We start from the raw sequence: 22,664 nt of genomic DNA on the forward strand, positions 1-22,664 counted from the left end.
TTGCATCGTTGCCACCCCTACCTAGATTTATAATTGGATTAATACCTCAAACTTAGCCGATTTTGCAGCATTCTATCGTACACAAATCCGTCAAAAAACATATATTTTTTAGTCAAAAACAGCTTTTTAAATATATTTAAGGCATATTTTATGTTTTTTTTCTCAAACTGATCTACGAAAAAACTATGCCCCTATCTATGTTGAAATAGTAGGGGCATACTTATCTGATGTGGATTGTTTTAATACACTACGCGAGCTTTATTGTCGGATCGTTGATATTCGGAAGGTAGCTGGCCAAACTCCTCTTTAAAACATTGTCGAAAATAAATCGCACTATTGATTCCGACCATAAATGACACTTCAGTCACGTTATACTTCCCGGTCCGAAGTAGATCTGCCGCCTTATGGATACGTATCTTACGTACGAGTTGATTGATATTTTTCCCTGTGATGCCTTTCAATTTCCGATAAAGGGTAGACTGACTCATATTCATGCGATCAGCGAGGGCAGCAGCATCCAATACCTCATCCTGCATATGCTGTTCGACAATCTGCATAAAATCCTGAACAAATTCATTTTCACGCCAGAGTTCCTCCGTAGGCTTTTGTTCTAGTCCTATATTGGTAGTTGAAAAAGATGATTTTGAATTTAAACTTTCCAAAATCAGTTCATTGATCTGTTTCTGTCGGCTCAATAGATTGTCAATACGTTTGAAAAGTAAAGCTGCTGTAACTGGTTTGATCAGGTAGGAGTCTATCCCCAGATCATAACCTCTCTGCCGATCTGCATCGGTATTTTTTGCTGTCAATAGCAACAGTGGGATATGACTTGTACTACGTTCCTGTTTCAATTGCTTTACAAGCTGAAAACCATCCATATCGGGCATCATAATATCACTGATCACCAAGTCGGGCACCCTAGCCATCGCCATTTGATAGCCTAAAGTTCCATTTTCGGCGAGCACCACGTCATATTGTCTTTGCAAGGTACTTCCCAGATATTCACGAAGTTCCAGATCATCCTCAACCAATAGCACTAGCGGACGTTGCGAAGAAACAGGCTGCTCGCCATTCTCAACAGGTAATCGATCGGTTTTCAATTTTACTGTAAAGGTGGTACCAAGGCCAAATGTACTATTCACATCAATCTTTCCATGATGGATCGCCACAAGTTCTTTCACCAAAGCCAGACCAATACCCGTACCCTGAGTACCTGTACCCGCAACCTGATAATACTTTTCAAAAATCCTACCGATATCTTCTTTGTCAATACCTACTCCTGTATCCTCTACGGACAACACCGCCCAATGGTCCAAATCCGATTCTTCGTAATGCAAGCTTAGTTTAATATAACCTGACTCGGTATATTTATAGGCATTCGACAATAAATTATCGACGATCAATTGTACGATTTCAGCATCAAATAGCGTACGTGAATCCCTCACAGGGAGTTCAGACAACACCCGAAGACCAGGTTTGTGATTCAATGTTTTATATTTATGGGCAAGATCTGCGAGCATTTCTCCCAAAGACCCAGCTTCGGGCACAAAGGGTTTAAACTGCGATTCTACCTTCCTAAATTCCAACAACTGGTTGACCAATGTGAAGAGTCTATTAGCGCTTTTCTGTACCGTCTGAACCAGTTCGCGATGTTTTTCAGTAAGCTGCTGCTCTTGGGACAGGTCGTCAAGGGGGCCTAGAATCAACGTCAAAGGTGTCCGTAGCTCGTGTGTTATATGCGTATAGAAATTTAGGCGCTCTGCATGTAACTGTTCGTCCTGCACATGTTGCCGCTCTTTCAGTTTTAGTTCGGATTCGGCTTTCATTTTTTTGAAATAGAAAGAAATGATAATATATCCAATTAGCAGCACAAGGAGCAGATACACGATCTTGGCGGATAAACTGAGATAAAAAGGTGGCGCAATGTTGATCAATAGATGCTGGTAGTCCTGCGACCATTGCCCATTTTTCATCCGGGTACGAATCAGCAACTCATGTTCACCGTAGGGTATATTACGAAAATCGAGGTTGGTCTCGTTTCCCAGAAAAATCCAGTCATTATTAAGCCCTTGCAATTTATAGCCAAACTCGACCAAACCGTCTAGAGCAAAGTCCATAACAGCAAGTTCGATACGAAAGCTATTTTCATCATAATTGAGTTCAATCGCCTTTGTCGGCGAGGGATATTTATCGACCTGCGTACCGGACTCTCCGGATCGAAAAACAATAAATCGGCTAATACTTAGGGGCGAGGTTGGTAAATTGGACGGGATTGTGGCTGGGTTGAAATAACACATTCCTTCCTGCATCCCAAAATACAGTCGACCTTCACTGTCTTTTCCTACACTTGCATTGATAAAACCTCCCAAAGGCAAACCGAAAGACTGGTCATATTGTAGAAAACGTCTTTCTTTCGGGACATAGCGTAACATCCCCGATTTGGTCGAACACCAAATATTTCCGGTCTGATCTTCTGCGAGTCCATTGACAAAAAGCCATGCATTCCCTCCCGGAGGCATCAATAGAGACAGATCACCAATCTTCTTACCCGCTTCCTGTACAGCCAGTCCTTGATTTGTAGCCACCCAGATATTGTTATTTCTATCCCGCAACAAATGATTAATCGTGTTATTTTGCAAGCCATTACCCTTGTCCATTTTTCGAAGCAGTTTATGCTGAGGATCGTAAACATAGAGTCCTTGCCCATAAGTTCCGACCCACATGTTGTGTTGGCCATCTTCCATCAACGTTCGGGGCGCATAATCGCCAAGCATTGGTTTGTTGATCAAAAGCTTCTGGACATGCCCCTTTCCTTCATCATATATAAATACCCCTTGATGTGCTGCAAACCAGATCTGTCCCAAATGGTCCTCATAAATCGCGCGTACCTCCGTCACAGGCTCACCTAAATCAATGGTTTTCCAAACGGACGATCCAGCATATTGAACGGCAATTCCACCTTTACGTAATCCGAGCCAAACATGTTGATGCTGGTCCTTAAAAGCTGTTAGCAGGAAATCGTCTGCCCCACCATTCTTTTTGGTAATCTGTCTCAATAAACGCCCTTCCGCATTCATTTCGACCAGACCTGAACCTTCAGTCGCCAAACGTATTGTCCGATTTTCCCCCACCAATACATTGCTCACTGTTGCCAGTCGATCCGGCAGCATATTGTCTGATGGAAAGAAACTAAAGAAGGGGGCTATATGACTCACAACTCCCAAGCCACCACCATATAACGCTAGCCAAACGTTTCCAAACCGATCGGGAGTAATATGCTGAACCATCGTATTATTGCCTTTCCCCAGATCAAAACGCTCTACATGCTGTACGGCTTCAATACGCTTATCATAACCATAGCTCGGCTGCAATAAAAAGAGTTGCGACGATTCGGCGCCTATCCACAATGTATGGCCAATTTCCTTAATCGCATATACAAAAGGTTCATTTCCATTTTTTGCCAATCCTGCCAAAGAAATCTGCTGTAGTTTACCGGAAGCTGGATGATACACAGCCAGCCCCTTTCGGGTCCCTATCCACATATTGCCGGCTTGATCACAAAACAAAACTTTAATTTCATTATCTGGTAATTGTCCGGAGGTATTGTGATTAGTTAGTCTTTTCAAAGAATGGCTAATGGGATCCATTATTGTTAAACCTTCGTTAACATGCCCGATGTAAAGCATTCTTTTTTGATCTTCGGCCAGAGACCAAATGCTATTTTCGGGAAGACCCGGAAAATTCTTTTTATTGAAATGACTAAATTCTCCCGTTACCGGATCAAAATGCTGCACCCCTTGATGGTAGGTCGCTAACCACAATTTCCCATCCTTGCCTTCAATCATATCCGTAATATCATTCGTGGCTATGGATTTTGGATTAGCTGCATCATGTGTATAATAACTGAATCTATTTGTGCCTAGGTCAAGCACATTCAGCCCATTGGACCTTGTTCCGATATACACTTTCCTGTCTGCATACAGCAACGTATTAATTTCATTGCTATTGATCGATTGACCGTCCTGCTTATCGGCGGCATAATATGATTTAAAAGACTTTCCCGCATAACGGTTCAGCCCCAGCTCTGTGGCTACCCACATAAATCCTTCATCGTCATGCACGATATCCAGTACCTGCTGATTGCTTAAGCCATCTTGAAGGGAAAAAAAATGGGCATTGTTGGGCTGTCCATAAACATAGGCCAACTGCCAAAGAAAAACAATAATAATGAGAAAATTTTTCATAGCTCCGCCACCACCAAATAAGTTAACAACACCAACCTGTTCTCTTGAATGGGATCCTTTGCCGACTATCATTCGCCCCAATCCATTTGCAACTTTTTGCAAAATTGTTGAGCACCACAACAACTATACAATGAAAATATTCAGGATATAAACACAACATAGGCCCATTCAAATAAAGGTTATTTTCAAGTTAAAGATAAGAATAAATATATAAATGTCAAACAAACATTTATAATAGTACCAAGAGGAATATCGTGCATAATCTCACGGAATATTGATCAACTAAAATTACCTACCAATACCTGAAATATTGGTATATTGCAACAAAATCTAATAACACTTGTGAATCACAAAAAACACGTTCATGAATAAAATCTTCTCAACCTTACTCCTATCCTGTGCCCTGTACCTGCCGACACTAAATTTTGCGCAACAAAAAAATGCACTTCCTCAACTCATTCCATTTCCGCAGCAATTGGAGGCTAAGCCAGGCCATTTTCAGCTAAAGGGTCAAGAATTGGGTTACTATATTGATCCAGCCCTATCTTCTAAATCATTATCGGGATGGATCGACCATTCCCTATTCGGGAAACTGAACAAAAAAAACGTAAAGAAAGCCAGCGCTACGTTGCAATTGATTAAAAATCAAGGCCTCTCAAATGAGGGGTATGAATTGATCATAGATCAAAAAGGTATCCAGATCATCGCCGCATCTGAAAAGGGTGCATTTTATGGATTACAAACAATCCAGCAATTATATTTACTCTCAGGAACAACAGCTAAGCTTGCTCTCCCCTATGTAACGGTCAAAGACGAGCCAGCTTTCCAATGGCGAGGTGTCGAACTCGATGTAGCCCGTCATTTTTTTCCAAAAGATTATATTTATAAATTTATCGATCTACTTGCAACCTACAAGTTTAACAAATTTCACCTGCACCTGACAGACGATCAAGGTTGGCGCATAGAAATCAAAAAATACCCCAAACTAACCGAACAAGGGGCTTGGCGGACGTATAACAATCAGGATTCTGCCTGCTTTGTGAAAGCCAAGGAAAATCCCGACTTTAATCTGCCTAAGGAATTGATCCGCACAACAAACGGAAAGGAAGAATATGGCGGTTATTATACACAACAGGATATCAGGGACATTGTAGCTTATGCGGGCAGCCGACAAATAGAAATCATTCCGGAAATAGATATGCCAGGGCATATGATGGTAGCTACAAAGGCCTATCCCGAACTCCTATTGGACAGTCAGTCCGCGGGCTGGGGAAAACAATTTTCTGTACCGATCAGCCCCTGGAAAGAAAGCAGTTATACTTTTGTTGAGAATGTACTAAGCGAAATCATTGAGCTATTCCCATCACATTATATTCACATTGGTGCCGACGAGGTAGAAAAAGACTCCTGGTCAAAATCAGCAGCTGCGCAGGCTTTTATGAAAGAAAAGCAAATACCTAACTTACATGATCTGCAAGGTTATTTCGTCAAAAGAGTGAACAATTTTATCCGTTCAAAAAATAAACAGAGTATCGGCTGGGATGAAATATTGGACGGCAGTTCCGATACCAGCATGATGGTCATGTACTGGCGTGGTTGGGTAAAAAATGCACCTATGGAAGCTGTTAACCGTGGTCACAGGGTCGTTATGACACCTACAAATCCGCTTTATTTTGATTACCTTCCAAATAGCAGCAGCCTAGATGCCGTGTACAATATGAGCGTGGTACCTTCGGATATATCCAGCCAAAAAGCACATTTGATCCAAGGTGCACAAGCCAATATCTGGACAGAAATGATCCCCTCAACGCGCGGTTAGAGTTTATGATCCTCCCACGTTTAAGTGCTTTATCGGAACGCGTATGGACCAACAAATCCCTGTATGATAGCTATAGAAATCGAGTGATTGCACACTTTGGACTCTGGAACAAAATGGGTTTACGGTATCGTATGCCAGACCTCAACGGTTTCGCCGAAACACAGGTAATTGTCGACGGACAATCTACACTAAAAGTCTCGAATGAACTTCCCCAAAATCCAATACATTATACCACCGATGGTAGTCTTCCAACAAAGCAAAGCGCAGTGCTGAACGGCTCTCTTGTCGTTAAAAAAGAAGGCCCTATTCGTTTTGCGACAATCTCGCCTTCGGGTGCAAAAAGTGAGCTCTATCAGGTTGATTTTAAAAATGATACTTGGAAAAAGGGTATAAAAGTTGATGAAAGCACGGTGGTTCCGGGTCTTACGGCAACATTTTTCAATGGAACTTTTACCAATACTTCTGCCATTTCGGGTCCCGAAGTGCGTCAGGAAGTGATTAACAATGTAGCGCTAAGCGATACCATCAAAATGCCTTCTTTTGGTGCAAAAATAAGAGGATACCTCTACGTCAAAGAAAAAGGAATCTATAATTTCTATTTTACTTGTGATGATGGTGGTGTCCTGCGGATCCATGATCAGCTTGTCGTTGATAATGACGGGCAGCATGCACCGATTATGAAAAGCGGACAGATTGCGCTAGAAACAGGCTACCACCCAATTGCTGTAGATTTCCTTGAAGCTGGAGGAGGTTTCACTTTAAAACTTCAATACAATGTCAATGATTCAAAAGTGATCGATATTCCCAAAGCGTCTTTTTTCCATAAAAAGGATTAAAAAAAAATCGACATAAAATAGCAGTGATACCATCCCCAGTGCAGTCAATAGGCACTGGGGATTTTTTTATCCGACAAGATTCTGGTCTAACGCGAAGCTAGGGATAACATATTCGCAAAAAGACGATATGCCCCTGCTACTCCTGCTGGCAGTTGTCGAAAGAGCGACAGGCTGTTATAGATATAATAACCTTTTCCTTTTTTGTGCAGCAGCAATAACCCATCTTCCGTACGATTATCTCCATTTTGCCCACGCAGTATCGGTTCAAAATCCGATGCCCATTTTTGAGGTAAAAAAAAGTGCCCGGTCCTGTACCCAATTTTGAAAATCATGCTGTCCGATTACATTAGGGTAGTTCAATATGCGATGGGAAGGGTTCAAAAATGATATATGGCTTTCCGTATCTGTAATTCTTTCCGGGGAAACCGCTAAAGGATAAGCCCCAACCTCCGTCAAATGCAAATCATACGGCGTATTATACTGCCCTATCAATACACCTCCCTGTTCAACATAGTCACGAAAAAGCTGATGAAATCCCGTAATTAGGGGATGGCTATTGTATATTCGTATTCCCAAAACCACTGCATCAAAGCCTGAGAGATCAATTCCCCCAATTGACTCAAATGGAATAATCTCCAAATGACCAACAAGTTGGCGTAAGCTCCCTGCAAGCTCATCGTTCATCCCCGAAATATAAGCAACTTTCTGGGCTGTAATATTCACGGGTAAGTTTAGCACCCGCAATATGCCCTTGGGAAAGTAAGTTACTTGATTAACGTGTGGATAAACAATACTTCTGGATGTGAACGGATACCGCCCTGTAGCCGTCTCAATCTCAAAGCCGATCTCTTGAATATATTCCTGCTGCGCAGGCGACCTCAACTCAAAGCTAAGCTTCTCGGTTGCATTACCCGCTATATTGAGCTCAATTTCTTTCGGAAATACATCGAGCCCATCCGGTAGCGTAAGCTTAACCTTTATAGATAAGGATTCGGAGACATTAGATTGTAGCTCTAAAGCAATTAAACGTCTAGTCGCATTAGAGAGCACCACGATATCCGAATCAAAAGTTGCTGTCAACGGGGGGGCCACCGCAACAGGACTACCAGCATGTTTCACAGGTAACTTAACCGCGATCGGTAAGCCGGCAAACTGCAGTTCCAAATGAACAGACAATTCAGTTCCAAATTGTGTCAATACAACATCAGCAGGCGACGCGGGCGCATAGTTATGTGCATCGCCCTCAGCACTAAGCCAAGTTGGAAAAGAAGGTAAAATCGTATCCAGAAGCTGACCATTTAAATGGATCGTCTTCGAAGGTGACAAAGTAAAGTCTTTTTGCTCTCCGTTACGAATAAATGGAACTTTCACTGTGGTCAGCTGTAGATTGGATTCCGATGGGATATGCGCGTTCAGGATCATATTAACCTCGGTTCCTGGTACCCAAAGTTCCTCAATAGCCTGTACTTCCAAAGATACACCAGCAAAGTCGAGCAGAAGACGCTCTACCTCAGCTCGTTTTTCATGGATAACATGACCCTCGGGAACAATCCTCATCCAAAATAAAATCGTTCCAAGCTCCAAGACAAGTTCTGCTGTATCTGACTCACATTTTGCAATGAGGTCGTCCACCAAGCGATTAAATACGAGTGAATAAGAATCTTGAGCAGTATATTGTTTAAAAATAGCCTGCTGTTTCTCCGAACTGATCGGTGTACCTTTTAATAATTCAAAATATTCGGTGCTAGGCTGATGCCGAACCAGACTTCCCATGGCCTGAGAGCGATGTCTATTACGGCTTTCTGCAGCAATCTCACCATAATGAAAGTCCAAAGAGCCGTGTCTCACTGGAATATGCAGCGAAAAATACGCTGGCAAAGGCCTTACTTCTCCACCGATATCCTTAACACCACTGTCCTGATACACATTCCACAACAGCTGCCGAGCCTGCCAAGGCTCCAATTCGGATAGCTGTTCTATATAAGCTGATGGATCAGCGGCCAGATCAAAAGCCTTTGCCGCTAGAATTGCTGAGGCCTGATGATGTCCATGTGAGTCCGGGACATCCGGTGAAAAACGTGTTACAATTACAGTAGGGCGAAAATAACGGATGGTCCAAACCATATCGGCAAGTACACCATTTTCATCCCATCGTGCCAGCGTTTCATCGACAGATTTTGCAAATCCAAAATCCTTAGCACGTGTAAAGAACTGTTTTGTTCCCTCAATTGCACGAGCCGCAAGTGATTCCTGCACCCGAAGTACACCCAGATCCAGTCCCTTTTCTGTGCCTATAAAATTCTGTCCACCCTCACCACGCGTCACAGAAAGATAGGCCGTATCGACCAACTGGTGTTGAGCCAAAAAGGTCAACAATTTATTGTTCTCGTCGTCCGGATGAGCACCGATATATAAAACACGATCAGACATTTTAAGCCTACATAACGCACGCATCATCATTTGTTCTTTACGCGAAAAAGCCTGATCTAAATGTTGTTCGTGTGCCTGTTGTGCTAAATATTCCAATGCCATATCCTTCCTACTAAATATTTCTACGGCTCAAATATAGGAATATTTTTCAATAAACTACTAAATTGGTAGATTATATATTTTAATAAAGAATTAGTATTAATTATAATGGAGGATTAGGGTTAAAAACAAACATGTTGCTCGTAAAAAAACACTAATCTAATCGTGTCAATACACCTTCTTTATGGGCGTAAAATTCATAGCTGGCTCCTTTGCTAAACTGCATAACCTTTTCGATATGGATACTACTATGGTTTTTGCTGAGGGTAAAGTATTTTTGCCGGAGCTGAAGCGGCAGACCAGTCCAGTGAATAGATCGCTCGAATTCCAGACCGTGAGCTTTACTATATTCCAAGACAAGATTTGTTTCTCTCCAGTTCAAAGTAAGCTCGGTTTTATTTGGCGAATGAGCGAAGCTAATCAGCAAACTATCCTGATCGACAATCTTACGCGAACTACCAACCAGCAATACTGCTCCCGAAACCACCATAGCGCCATAACCGATTTTTTTAAAGAGCTGATCACTGACATAGGGCAATATAAATTTGACTGTCACTGAAGAGACTATTGTTGCTATGGCAATAGCCAAGCCCAGTCCCAAGGCTGCCTTAGAATACAAACCTAAAATAATATAAATAATAAGCTTTACGAGATGTAAAAACACTTCATTTGCGGCACGGGTGGCTATAATCTCTTCTTTGGAAAGGCCCATTCTCAGATAGAACCGGTTGAACAGCAGCCCAATCGCACCTGTAATTCCCGAAATAAAGCCGGAAAGAAAACCAATAATTGCCAAAAAAGATTTCGAATACTTATTTTCCGATGGCAAATCCGCATTTTTTGATCCAAATAATTGGGGGATATTTCCAATAAGGAAAAACGCGACAATCAACTGCAAATAAGAGGGTTCGATATATTTAATCAGATATCCCCCCAATAGTACAGCTGGAATGGAAAACGGTACAAACCATAAAAAGATTTTCCAGTTGATATGCCGTTTAAAAACGACTATTCTTGAGACTGAACTTGTAAATGTACCGATAGTCAACGAGAAAGGAATGACCGATGAAGGTAACATAAAATTCAAGAGAGGTATAAGGATAAGACTTGCCCCTCCTCCACAGATAGCGCTGATCCAAAAAGCGACTATCGTGCTTAAAAATAGGATAACTAAATTTGCAATCATATTTCAAAAACTAAAAAGCTACTTAACTGTAACACCTGACAAAGATGCCTCCCCTTTCTGTAGAAATTTAGAATTGATAGCCGCTGGTATTTATTTTTGATGTACATCATGCGTACACTGCCTGCTCAATCTTGTTTTGTATAAAAATTAAATGCTTTCGTATAATATCGATTTCCCGGTGTCACCAGGAACATAAATTTGTAAGGATACCTCAGGTGATTGGGGAATCAAATGATTTTGAACGCAAATAAATTAGTAGCGATGAAAGTTAGGCAAGTGATGATTTTTAAAAGTTCAGTGAAGACCAAAGACAAGAAAATTTTTTTGATGCAATTGGTCAAGACCCATCTTCCACAAGTACAAGATGCCACGGTTGATATTGATGATGAGGATGCTATTTTCCGGTTCGAAACAGAAGAGTGTTGTGTCGACTATCTGACAAATTTCCTACGTAGTTATGGTATCCAAGTCGATTTTCTGGATCGCTTTGTGGTTGCCTAGGATAACTATTCGATCAAAGTAGCCCTCCTGTATATTGTTTAAAGAAAGATTCTCGATAGATCTCACCAATCGGGATTTCAAACTTATCGATGTAAACAGTATGGTTATCAAAAGAATCAATAAACGATAAATTAATCAGATAGGATTTGCTGGTACGCGCAAACAGGCTAATTGGAAGTTTCTGGTGAATTGTCTTCAAATTCATTGCAGTAATCAGTTTATTGTTCCGGGTATAGATAACCACATAATCCTTGAGTGCTTCTATAAAGCGAATATCGGTAAATGCAATTTTATAGTATTTCCTATCCGATTTAATAAAAAGTGCATCCTCACTGGCCTTCTCAACCGTACTTTGGTTTTCTTTTAACGCTAGTAATTTTTTATAGGCTATTGCTTTATCGATCGCTTTTGCCAAACGGTCTTTATTGATCGGCTTCAACAGATAATCTATTGCATCCAATTCGTAACTTTTCAGTGCATATTGCGCATAGGCAGTCGTCAGGATAACCAGCTTGTTATTGGGAAGAGACTGTGCAAAATCGAGTCCATTGACTGTCGGCATCTCGATATCCAAAAAAAGTAAGTCCACCGGGTTTGTCTTAATACATTCCAATGCCGATATCGCATTGGAAAATGTACCGACTATCTGAATAGACGAAATTTCTTCGATTAAATTTTTCATTTCCTCCCTAGCCAGGGGTTCGTCGTCTACAATAATGCAATTCATAAGGGAATAGTAAGTTTAACGCTATATAATGTCTCAGTTGTTAACACCGACAGTTCATAATCATTTCTATACAGCAGATCCAGTCGTCTTTTGGCATTAGCCAATCCCAGTCCGCTATATTTGCTTCGGACGAATGAGTTGTCGGGATCTTTCGAATTTTCACATTCAAAACAAAGCTGCTGATCCGTCTCAGAAAAATGGATTGTGATGAAAGTATCAGCATCACCGGCGCTGAGACTATGTTTAATCGCGTTTTCAACAAAGGCCGTAAATAGATGCGGCGGTAGAAATACACCCTTTTTTTCCAATTCTATTGGGCAAGATATACATGTTTTTAGGTTATCGCGGCGTATTTCCTCCAATTTCAGGAAATTGCTTATAAAATTGATTTCGGACTTCAGAAGTGTCTTATCATCGTTATTTTCATACAGCTGATATCTTAGAAAATCTGATAACTTCATGATGACCTCGGTAGCCATATTCGGATCTTTTCGAATTAAAGCTTTAACGTTGTTCAGCATGTTGAATAAAAAATGTGGCTGAATCTGATTTTTTAAGGAAACAAGCTCTGTGGTCAAAGCCAGGTTTTTCAGTTCAGAAATACGCTTATTGTCTTCCAACCAACGTTTAAAAAGCTTAAATGTCGTGGTGGTTAGAATAATCGGAATACAGATAAATAATGCGGCGATTAGCCCCATAGAGTCCGACTCCGGTTTTTTTATAGCGGGAATATGAATGGAATAGATGTAATTTGCAATGTACATGACTACCAGCAAACTGGCCGTTACCAGCAGTATCAATGCTAAGACATATAACTCATATTTGGCCTTAAAGAAAAACTTTGGGATCAGTACATACATATTGGCGTAAAACATGCAGACGAATACAAACCATAGGATAATAGAAAAATAAAACCGATAACTCCCTTGAAAATGAGAACTCGAATTTGCATTTGCAAAGAGCAACAGTAAACCGATCAGAAAAACCACGTGTCGCAGTGGCCTGAATTTATTTTCTGTAAAATACCTTAAAACAATGCTATTATTGAAGTCTTGCATGCATTAGAATGATTTTAACCTAAATAACAAAAATAAAGCTTTTCTTGGCAAGAATCCGATCTCTTATACGAAGACCTGTTTTTTTTATACCAAAACTGGGAGATGATTTTTAACGTTCCTTTTCACTGTTCCCCTAAATTGGACTTTTGTATAAAAACAAGACCTGTTGGTCTAAAAAAAAAATACCACCTACAAATTTCGGCTATCCTTACCATGATTTTAATCATACATTTATGCAAAAAATACTTTTAGTGTCAGTACTATTGTTTCGTATATCCACTTCAATCGCACAGACTAAAGATAGCGTACAGCAAAAAGTGAGGGCTGTTGTTACTGACAAATTTCCCATAACACGGGTCCTCAATTTGACCTATGAATCCAATACAGGATACCGTTATTCATCAAAACTCCAAGGTCAGGATTTACCTAAAACAAAAGTAGAATCGATGTACCAAGCCGGAGGTAGTATCAACATTAATTTTTTAAAGAGCAGAACCTGGAACTTGGGTACCAATATTGGCTATCAGTTCACTTCTGTAAACTCCAATCGTTTAGACTCCATCGCACAATCCACCATACAGTCAACCCATCAATATCATTATCATTACGAATCACTTAATCTTACCCGTTATTCACGTTTATGGGGCAAAGTAGCATTTTATACCGCAACGATTGCTGCCAATGGGAGTGAAAAAGCAATAGAACGCATTAATGGGATATTATCTGCTACTGTGGTACTAAAAGCTACGCGGGAGATTCAAATGGCGGTGGGCCTCATCGGCTTTATAGATCCGGCAGCAATTATTCCGGTTTTCCCAACCTTTGCCTACAAGCAACAATTTGCCAATGGGATGATACTTGATGTCATCTTACCTAAAGGAGCCTACCTTCGAAAAGAGGTCTTGCGGAATGGCCGCGTTTCAATAGGTTCCGATTTAAATAGTACGATCTTTTACCTCTATAACTTTCAGGGCGCTGAAAAAGTATATACCTTCAGTCAGATGGAGATCAATTCGGGTCTGACTTATGAACATAACCTGGGCCGATCTTTTATTGCTACCCTTAAATCAGGACTAAAAACCATACCTCGTGCACGCGTATTTGAAAAAAACAAAACCCAGCGCGATTATGTATGGGAAGCAAGTCCCGATCCTTCGTTTTATATTAATGCGGGGCTTTCCTTCAATCCCTTTGCTAAGAAAAGGAAATAATATCTTTTTTTCGGGTTATCCACCCCATATAAATCGATGATTGAAAGAATCGAACAGGAGGTTCAAATCCGGCTTCCTCACAGAGCTCGGCTAATCGTTCTTCCGAGACATGCAACAATTCATGCTCGATTCTTCGCAATCTTTGAGCGACCTGTGTTTCATCTATCCCCTTGGGCAGAAGAAGTCTCAACAACTGCAAGTTTTGTTGAATCTGCTCCTTATTGCCCGTAATATCTAATAATAACAAGGGTGCTTGCGACATCATTCTCTTGGAAATATCTTGGAGCATAACCAATTTTTCGCCATTGTCTTCTAAAAAATGTAATACAAGCAAAAGCGTCGCAGCACCATATTGTTTCTCTTCGTCCAAATCACTTACCACACCTTCGACAAGATGAACATTTTCGTCCGCTTCAAATTTTTCCAGGGCCTGACTAATCATCTCAGGCGACGGATCTACCCCGGTTATTGTCCAAGATTCTGCTGTGTCAACAAAACGTTCTATTTCATTTCCTGTGCCACATCCTACCACCAATAAATCCTTATTTTCAGTTTCTCGGAGAAGCTTCGGCAGCTGATCTAAAAAATAATGGTAATTGGGAATCCAGCTCTCAACAAATTGGTCATAGCCACTTGCACGCTCATTTTCAAACAGTTCTACTTTATTCATCTAGCTAATAATAATCGTTCAATATAAAATCAGTATGCAGTTAAAAGGTATACCTTTTCTGCATTCCAAATATACATCTAAAGTTATCTATTTAAAACTATTCTAAATAACTAATGATTATTCTGACAATCTCGTTACTTATATTTCACCGAATAGATCGGTCAATGAGTTTCTATATTCAGATTATATCAATACTATTTTTTTGAGAGTGTATCAATTACTTTTTTCAGATCGATCCCTTTCCCCAATACAGGTTTAAAGATATCACCCTGCTCATGCATTCTTTCAATCGCATTAAACAAGGTGAAATCACTAATTTTCAACCCTTTTTTAACTTCATCCCAATATAATGGCATGGACACTGTCGCTCCAGGCTTGGGACGTACTGAATATGCTGCAGCAATGGTAGCATGTGGTCTATTTTGAAGAAAATCAAGATACATTTTACCTTTCCGAGCACGAACAGTTCGCTCTAAGCTGGTATAGTCGGGTAGCTCCGCATGAATCAGGGTGACAATAATATGCGCAAACTCCTTGGACTGATCGTAATTATATTTATTTCCTAATGGTATATATATGTGAAGTCCAGTGGAACCACTTGTTTTACAATACGAAGGTACCGCCATATCATCTAAAAGTTGTTTGGTGAGCTGGGCGGTTTCAATAACTTGATCAAATGTATTTTTATCCGGATCCAGATCAATGATACAAAAGGTCGGATTATCCGGTTTTCCGACGGTACTACTCCAGGGATTCATTTCAATACAGCCAAGATTAGCCATATATAACAATGTAGCCTCGTCTTTTCCGACCAGATAATGCCGATCACGGCCATCGGCCTCACTTTGGTAAAGATAGGTTTCTGCCCATTCCGGTGCTGTATCGGTAACATCCTTGAAATAGAACCCTTCTTCTTTGATACCATTTGGGTATCGATTCATACTTTGTGGTCGATCTTTAAGGTATGGTAAAATAAACGGTGCAGCCTGCTCATAGTAATTAATTAAATCGCGCTTGGTGATCTTTTCGTCAGGCCAAAATAGTTTATCGAGGTTGGTAAATTTTAACTCATGTCCATTTACCTTCTGAACCTGGGTTTTGTCTTTGGGGTTTAGCATTGTTTTATAGTTTTTCTTATCCGAACTGCCTTCCTTACTATTTTTTCGCATCCCATCTCCCTCTTTTGATTGTTCGCCGATAATCTCATTAACAGCCAACTCTTCTTCTAGAATCACTTTTTTGGCATTTTTATCGTTACGCATGCCGACAAATGAGGGATGTCGCATAACGCCGTCCCCGGTCATTTCTGTAAAGCTCACTTCGCAAACCAGGTTGGGATGTAGCCAGGTGACAGCGGCGTGAGGAGGGCGGGGTCTAAATCGTGAGGATTTGTTGATATCGGGTTCGTCATCAAACGGGCTATTTTTTGTGACCAAGGGTTTGAACTGCGCCATCAGCTCTTGTTGTAATTTTGCACTGAATCCTGTTCCGACCTTTCCGGTATAAATAAGCTTTTTATCTTCATATAAGCCTACTAATAGGCTACTAAACAGTTTGCTGGAGCCTTCGTTCTTTGTAAAACCGCCAATAACAACCTCCTGACGCCTATTAGCCTTTATTTTCAACCAGTCAGGTGAACGCTCATGTATATGGTAAACGCTTTCCTTGCGTTTGGCCATAATACCCTCAAGACCGAGTTTTTTGGCTTCATTCAAAAATCCAACGCCCGATGTATCGAAATGTTCACTCAATAAAATCAAATCGTTTTGCGGTATTACTTCCTTTAAAATCGCTTTTCTTTCCAATAGCGAAAGACCTTTTAGATCTTTTCCATCGTACCAAAGGATGTCAAATACATAATATACCAAATCGCCATCCGCCTCACTTCTCCAGTTTTGTAGGGCCGCAAAGTTGGCGGTTCCATTTTTTTCCAATACAACGATCTCGCCATCGAGTATGGCATTGATCGCGATGCTTTTCAGGGTATCATATACTGGATAAAACTTTTCATTGAAGCTTTTGTCATTTCTAGATTTTAGTTCTATTTCGCCATTTTTCATAAAGGCAACAGCACGATAACCGTCCCATTTCACTTCGTATACCCAGCTTTGATCATCAAAAGACTTGTCGACCAGCGTCGCCAGCATGGGCTGCACCGTAGTATAAAAGACCTGCTTCGGTGATTTCTTTAGCAAGTCGGTGATATTATACGCTTGTTTCTGCGTCTCAGCCTTTTTCTTTTTAGGCACTTCTTCCAACTGGTTACTGATTATTTCAGCAGCATTCCTGCTTTTCTTGCCTTTATTTTTTGATATGCTATTCTTTTTAACAACTGGCTGTCCATAGACTTTATCGGGCGATTTTTCCATTTCCGCTATCGTCTTTCCCGACAATACGGATTTATCATTTGCTATGACATCCTTGCTTGTTGCATATTGATCTTCCAACTTCATCAATAGCCATTCATTTCCTCCTCTTCCGTATGCTTTTACCAAAGCAAATTCTCCCTTCAATTTTTCTCCATACAATCTGAATTTGAGCTTTCCGCTATAAAGCTGATGTCGAAGATTCTTATCCATTTTTACAACATCATTGCTCTCAGGAGCTAAAGCTTCATATCGCCCTTCATCCCACACGATAACTGAGCCACCCCCATACTGTCCTTTTGGTATGATACCTTCAAAATTCCGGTAATCATAAGGATGATCTTCAACCATCATGGCCAAGCGTTTAATAGATGGATCCATAGATGGCCCCTTGGGAACCGCCCAACTTTTGAGCACCCCGTTCATTTCAAGCCGGAAATCATAATGCAGATGCGAAGCATCATGCATCTGCACGACGAACCGCAACTCCTTTCCACTTGATCTACCTCCAAAGGGTTCCGGTGTTTTTCCTGCGGAACGCTTTTCGCGATATTTTGACAAACCCATACGCCTGTTTTTAATCGTAGCTAACTTTCTATCTTAACACAACCATAACACAAAAAAAAGTTTGTTTTTTTTTAGATGTTCGGGTTGATAAAGGTTCAGCATAGTTTCCTGGTAAGATCTCACAATTCAGCATAAAAAAGGCCAGGAAATCAACCCCTGACCTTTGAAAAATACAATATCTAACCTACATTACTTACTTTTTTAACCGGTGCAGATCGCAAATAGTTTTAAATATTTTTAGGAAATTCGTCTTTCCACCAAGTAAAACGCCAGTCATCGCCTTCTTCTTCGGTCAACAGGCATTCTTCCAGCTCTGCCAGATATTTTTCTTTATCCAGATCCTGACCTATAAATACCAATTCATTTTTTCGATCTTCCCACTCCGGATGCCAACGTTTAAGAAGTTCAGCTCTGATTTCGGCATAACTGGGATACTGATAACGCTGCTCTTCGGGCATACTACTCCACCATGAGCCTGCACTTTCCAACCTTACGCTACCGCCTGCCTGACTAAAGCTAATGGCCAAATGCGGGCGGGAGGCCAACCACAGGAGACCTTTAGCTCGTATGATATTGTGCGGATAGCGCTCGTTGAGGTAATGGTGCAGTCGTTGTGGATGGAAGGGCCGTTGCGATCGAAAGACAAAAGATGAAATACCGTACTCTGCTGTTTCGGGTGTATGTTCATTTTCAAGTTCCCTGATCCACCCTGCCGAAGATGAAGCTTCATCAAAATTAAAGGAGCCCGTACCCATAATTTCCCAGGGATCAACGCGTCCAAATTGTGTACGGATACGCTTTGCACCTGGATTGAGCCGCCCAATTGCAGCCTCCAGGGTACCCAAAGTTTCCTCAGATACCAGATCGGCCTTATTCAGAATGATAACATTCGCAAACTCGATCTGATCAGTCAACAGATTTACGATCGCCCTATTATCATAGTCGTCATCCGTCAATTTCCGATCTAATAAGGTGTCGGCGCTTCCAAAATCTTTGGCAAAGTTGAAACAGTCCACAACTGTTACCATGGTGTCAATATAACTGAATGTAGACAGGTCAATCGCATTATCATTACCAACATAACTGAATGTCTGGGCAACAGGGATAGGCTCCGAAATACCAGTACTTTCGATAAGAAGATAATCAAAGCGGTTTTCTTTCGCTAGTCGCTCCACCTCCACCATCAAATCCTCCCGTAATGTACAACAAATACATCCATTGCTCATCTCTACTAATTTTTCTTCCGTTCGCGAAAGTACATTTTCCCGCTCAACAGCCTGTGCATCGATGTTCACTTCACTCATATCATTCACAATGACGGCCACTTTCTTACCCTCCTTATTGTGTAAAATATGATTCAATAGTGTTGTTTTTCCTGCGCCTAAAAATCCACTTAAAACGGTGACAGGCAATTTAGTTTTTTGGGAAATGCTGCTCATAGTAATTTCGTTTTCACAAATGTAAAAACAATAACACTTAAATGCAACACTGTTGCTTTATTATTATAAGCACTAAACCAAAAGTCTTCCAAATGCCATTAAAAACTTATCAATGATTAAGATAAGTTTCATTTCACCTGATCAGCAAGACGTTGCCTCAAGATACGTTCACGATCAGCATCCCAATACTTGCAGTCCAGTTCGATAAACAAGGAACTGTAAGGCAGAGTTGACTCGGTCTTCAGTACGACAACACCAAAAAGCTGTGCTGCTTTATCCATTTTCGCAAATACTTCTTCGTGCATCAGCGGGGTTAATTTTATGTTCGGAAGTAATTTCTTTAGACTCTCCTGATATGCTTTTAAGCCTGGCGCGATGATTTCATCTAAGTATCCAAGCTCCTTATCTTGGTAAAAAACAGGTCTTATATGTGTTTGCTTATCGAGTAGTCGCAATGCGGTATCCAATACCTCAGGCATCTTTCTTCCCGTATTAATAATCAGCATATTTTGGGTTGCAGGAGCGGGATAGGCCTTATCAACAATCAATATCCAATTGCGGTGACCTAACAAAGGTAATTGCTGCGAAAATAAATCCTTCCAGTTTGGTTTTAACGGCGGATCACCCAAATGACGTGGCGATGATTCACAAGCGACCATCACAGCAAACATCATGAAAAGAAGCAAATTATTTATCCATTTTTTCATAGCCATTGTATTGTTAGTGTATCTCCATTTTTTAGCATGACTTGCTTTTTAAAACTAAGGATCAGACGCCCATCGGTGCGTTTCAGCTCAACCAGTTCAATCGACCTTTCATTTTGCTTTACAATGAGTTGTTTTTTATTGAGCGATAGGTCATCCGCATCACCTAGATGAAATTCATTGAGCGTCAATTGACCATATTTCAAGGTCAGTGTACACTGACATACCCCTTTAGTTTTTCGCTTCTGGGCATATGTCCCCCATCCTTTTGCTGTTGTGAAAGGCGCCTTGAAATCTGCTTTTCCTAACTTAGGGGCAAATCCAATCTGCCCTTTCGGCCCATGATAACTAAAACCACAGGCGCTGATAAAGGTTCCATAGCTTGCCATGGCACGTGCATAATGATCGCTGCATTCAATCTCATTAAAAGGATTTCTCTTGGCAGCGTGATGGCGATCGTGGATCACCCTTGTCAATGTTAAACTTTCGTCAACCATGCCTTCCGCCATCATATGTGCAGCGACCTGATGTTCAAAGCCACTCATACATTCATGGAAATAACCTAATTGCCAGGTAGTATTGTCGCCATAAGCCTTGTCTTCATTCTTTGGATTAGTGTTCATAACCATGCCCCCCTCCCCAGCCAAGGCATAAGGCCTTCCGCCAAGATGCGTTTTTATATAGGGGCCAACATCCATGGTAAAGTTATATTTCCAGAGTGCTTTCAATGCAGACACTACGTTCTCCTGACGATTGACCCCCGGCATGTCCACTTGTCTGCACCAGGCCTGACCATAGACCTGGTCAATATGACAGGTATTATAAGAGCCTAGCATCTTTCGCCCCTGCAGCATATCGGGACGATGAATATAATACTCTCCATTAAAGAGTTTGCTATCCATATTTTCAGATCCCTTCCTAACGTATTCCAAACACAATTTTTGAAACGTTTTATCACCTACTTCCTTCGCCATCAATGCAGCAGCCTGTATTGCTGCGAGACATAATCCGACAATCCAGGCAATTTCACCTTCCCAGACCGCATCAAGTGTATTTTCCATTGGCGTATCGGTCATACCATCCTTGTTTTTATCCTGATCAAGAACAAATTGAACAGCCTTCTTAAGTTTAGGCCAGTTTCGCTCAAGAAATGTGCTGTCGCTGCTCATCTGATGGTCACGATAGAAGCGTAGAATAACACCAGCCTGCCCATCAATAGCTGGTCTTTTTTCATATTCAGCACGAAAGATGATGGCACCGGTATCAGACTGAAAGCCAACACCTAAATCCGTCACTTCACGTAAATTACGTTCAAGATCCGGAAATATCCTGCCCATGGACTGCCCATATTGCCAAACGTGCGTACAGGTACCGGCACATGCCCCTACTCCTTCCCAGCCCCAAAATCTTCCCGAAGCAAAACGCATGGTGTTTGCTGTAGCCAGTGTGCCTATATTGACAAAAGTACGATCCATAAACCAGTACGGCAGTGTTGTATCATTCCAGGTCTGCTGCCATGCCATGGTTTCGCTCTCGAGTTTTTCACGATTGTTCAAATAATAATTGATTACTTCGGCCGCATTACTAAACCTGGCACCATACCAATAACCCGATTGCGCATCCTTGAGGTGAAGTTTCAGTTTAGGGTGTGGATTGTTAAAATACCAAGATATTGCATAAGAAATTTGGCTTGTCGCCTTCGCTTTTATTGTCCGTTTTACCGTAAAGGCACCTACTTGCAAATCCGAAAAATCGACGGTCGAATCCACCCTATCCGCCTTTACCTCCTGCGGTTTTACAGGCCATTCCTCTAATCTCGTCGTAGGTTGCGCTTCTAGATCAATACAGGTAAAAGCCATTGATCCATGGTCGCCAGCTTCCATGGCTTGAGTAGGAACCTGATCGCAACTAAAAAGCAACACTTGAGTATTGGCATGTTCCGCGAGGAAAGAGCGTTTGTGTACAGTGTCAAAATCTTTCCGCCCTTTATGTACACCATTTTCCATCCAGCCCGTGACCGTTACATCGACTGGCGCGTCGCCCTTGTTCTGCAATTCGATATGTATGGTGGTAAGTGGCAAAGAAGAGTTGTCCTGATCCAAAGGAATAAATGGTGAATAGGCGACCAACACCACATCCAATGGAAAATCGATACTGCTATAGGTTATTCGACATGTTGGATATGTTGCTTCAAATGCAACCTCATCCCAGTGGTTTTCCCTAAGCTCCTTGATAACCTGCTTTCCATCGACTAAGGTCGAAATCGCAAAGCCCTGTTCCATACTCCGCAGGTTGTCTGCTACAGCAGGCTCAATATAAGCAGATCCATCCCTCGGCCGTACAGTGACCAATTCTTTTCCATTGTTCCATTGCACATTTTTGGGTTCTATCCCCTCGCGCTCACCATCATAAGCCGTATTAAATATCTGCCACAACCATAGCCGACCATCACCTCCTATATAGACCGTACCCGAATGTAAACCACCTACAGGCATTCCAATGTACCGAAGCTCGTTTTTACTTTTTCGATAGGTGATTTTTTCTCCCTTTTCATACAGCGAATCAAACCATTGCCTGCTGAGACCTTTTTCCTCTGGAATGTTGTGAACAGGTTTATCCCAGAAAAATACGGTATTTGACCATACATGAAATTTGCTGGCCAATACGCCCAGGCCAACTAAACTGGCTTTCTTAAAAAAACTTCTTCTGTCCATTCGTTTATAATTTATTGCCGTCCCGAATTTAGCGGAAGGAAATATTGGTTTGTCTGCACAAGATATTGAAATATCCTTGATATCCAGCAATAA

The 22,664-nt window shown here is 41.3% G+C and carries 14 protein-coding genes; 4 read left to right on the forward strand and 10 right to left on the reverse strand.

Annotation, left to right across the window (positions count from 1 at the left end; translation table 11 throughout):
• Window positions 1-239: 239 nt before the first annotated feature.
• A complete protein-coding gene (locus BV902_RS20425) occupies window positions 240-4,346 on the reverse strand; it encodes a hybrid sensor histidine kinase/response regulator transcription factor (protein WP_157626147.1) in 4,107 nt (1,368 codons plus the stop codon).
• Between the two features lie 262 nt (window positions 4,347-4,608).
• On the opposite strand from BV902_RS20425, the gene BV902_RS28200 reads away from it, so the two are divergent.
• Both BV902_RS28200 and BV902_RS28205 read left to right on the forward strand, forming a co-directional pair.
• Complete coding sequence (locus BV902_RS28200) at window positions 4,609-6,063, forward strand: beta-N-acetylhexosaminidase (protein WP_237241751.1); 1,455 nt, start codon at window positions 4,609-4,611, stop codon at window positions 6,061-6,063.
• A gap of 5 nt (window positions 6,064-6,068) precedes the next feature.
• Window positions 6,069-6,899 carry a PA14 domain-containing protein gene (locus BV902_RS28205; protein WP_237241753.1) on the forward strand — a complete coding sequence of 277 codons (831 nt, stop codon included), beginning with the start codon at window positions 6,069-6,071 and terminating at the stop codon, window positions 6,897-6,899.
• 264 nt (window positions 6,900-7,163) lie between these two features.
• Here the strand turns inward: BV902_RS28205 and BV902_RS20435 are convergent, their stop codons facing one another.
• A complete protein-coding gene (locus tag BV902_RS20435) occupies window positions 7,164-9,431 on the reverse strand; it encodes a PIG-L family deacetylase (RefSeq protein WP_075993525.1) in 2,268 nt (755 codons plus the stop codon).
• A 151-nt stretch (window positions 9,432-9,582) separates the two neighbouring features.
• Entirely contained in the window at window positions 9,583-10,614 is a 1,032-nt protein-coding gene (locus BV902_RS20440; RefSeq protein ID WP_075993526.1) for a sulfite exporter TauE/SafE family protein, read from the reverse strand.
• Window positions 10,615-10,875: 261 nt separating this feature from the next.
• On the opposite strand from BV902_RS20440, the gene BV902_RS20445 reads away from it, so the two are divergent.
• Window positions 10,876-11,115: a hypothetical protein gene (locus BV902_RS20445; RefSeq protein ID WP_157626149.1), complete on the forward strand. Its 240-nt coding sequence runs from the start codon at window positions 10,876-10,878 to the stop codon at window positions 11,113-11,115.
• A gap of 13 nt (window positions 11,116-11,128) precedes the next feature.
• Here BV902_RS20445 and BV902_RS20450 read toward each other — a convergent pair whose 3' ends face one another.
• Both BV902_RS20450 and BV902_RS20455 read right to left on the reverse strand, forming a co-directional pair.
• Window positions 11,129-11,842: a LytR/AlgR family response regulator transcription factor gene (locus BV902_RS20450; protein ID WP_075993528.1), complete on the reverse strand. Its 714-nt coding sequence runs from the start codon at window positions 11,840-11,842 to the stop codon at window positions 11,129-11,131.
• The gene (locus BV902_RS20455; RefSeq protein WP_075993529.1) at window positions 11,839-12,900 is read right to left on the reverse strand and encodes a sensor histidine kinase; all 1,062 of its coding nucleotides are present in this window, start codon (window positions 12,898-12,900) and stop codon (window positions 11,839-11,841) included. Before BV902_RS20455 ends, BV902_RS20450 begins: the two co-directional genes overlap by 4 nt.
• Before the next feature lie 233 nt (window positions 12,901-13,133).
• Here BV902_RS20455 and BV902_RS20460 point away from each other — a divergent pair, with 233 nt between their 5' ends.
• The gene (locus tag BV902_RS20460) at window positions 13,134-14,111 is read left to right on the forward strand and encodes a hypothetical protein (RefSeq protein WP_157626150.1); all 978 of its coding nucleotides are present in this window, start codon (window positions 13,134-13,136) and stop codon (window positions 14,109-14,111) included.
• On the opposite strand, the gene BV902_RS20465 is transcribed toward BV902_RS20460, so the two are convergent.
• From BV902_RS20465 to BV902_RS20485, 5 genes are all read right to left on the reverse strand, one after another.
• A complete protein-coding gene (locus BV902_RS20465; RefSeq protein ID WP_075993530.1) occupies window positions 14,095-14,781 on the reverse strand; it encodes a class I SAM-dependent methyltransferase in 687 nt (228 codons plus the stop codon). The genes BV902_RS20460 and BV902_RS20465 overlap by 17 nt on opposite strands.
• 194 nt (window positions 14,782-14,975) lie before the next feature.
• Window positions 14,976-17,714: a DNA ligase D gene (ligD, locus tag BV902_RS20470; RefSeq protein ID WP_075993531.1), complete on the reverse strand. Its 2,739-nt coding sequence runs from the start codon at window positions 17,712-17,714 to the stop codon at window positions 14,976-14,978.
• 227 nt (window positions 17,715-17,941) lie between these two features.
• On the reverse strand, window positions 17,942-19,153 hold the full coding sequence (locus tag BV902_RS20475) for a GTP-binding protein (protein WP_075993532.1): 1,212 nt from the start codon (window positions 19,151-19,153) through the stop codon (window positions 17,942-17,944).
• A 128-nt stretch (window positions 19,154-19,281) separates the two neighbouring features.
• Entirely contained in the window at window positions 19,282-19,860 is a 579-nt protein-coding gene (locus BV902_RS20480; protein ID WP_172840715.1) for an RbsD/FucU domain-containing protein, read from the reverse strand.
• A complete protein-coding gene (locus BV902_RS20485; protein ID WP_075994898.1) occupies window positions 19,857-22,571 on the reverse strand; it encodes a GH116 family glycosyl hydrolase in 2,715 nt (904 codons plus the stop codon). The genes BV902_RS20480 and BV902_RS20485 overlap by 4 nt, the downstream gene beginning before the upstream one ends.
• Window positions 22,572-22,664: the final 93 nt, after the last annotated feature.

The organism is Sphingobacterium sp. B29 (assembly GCF_001952815.1).
GTDB classification, from domain to species: domain Bacteria; phylum Bacteroidota; class Bacteroidia; order Sphingobacteriales; family Sphingobacteriaceae; genus Sphingobacterium; species Sphingobacterium siyangense.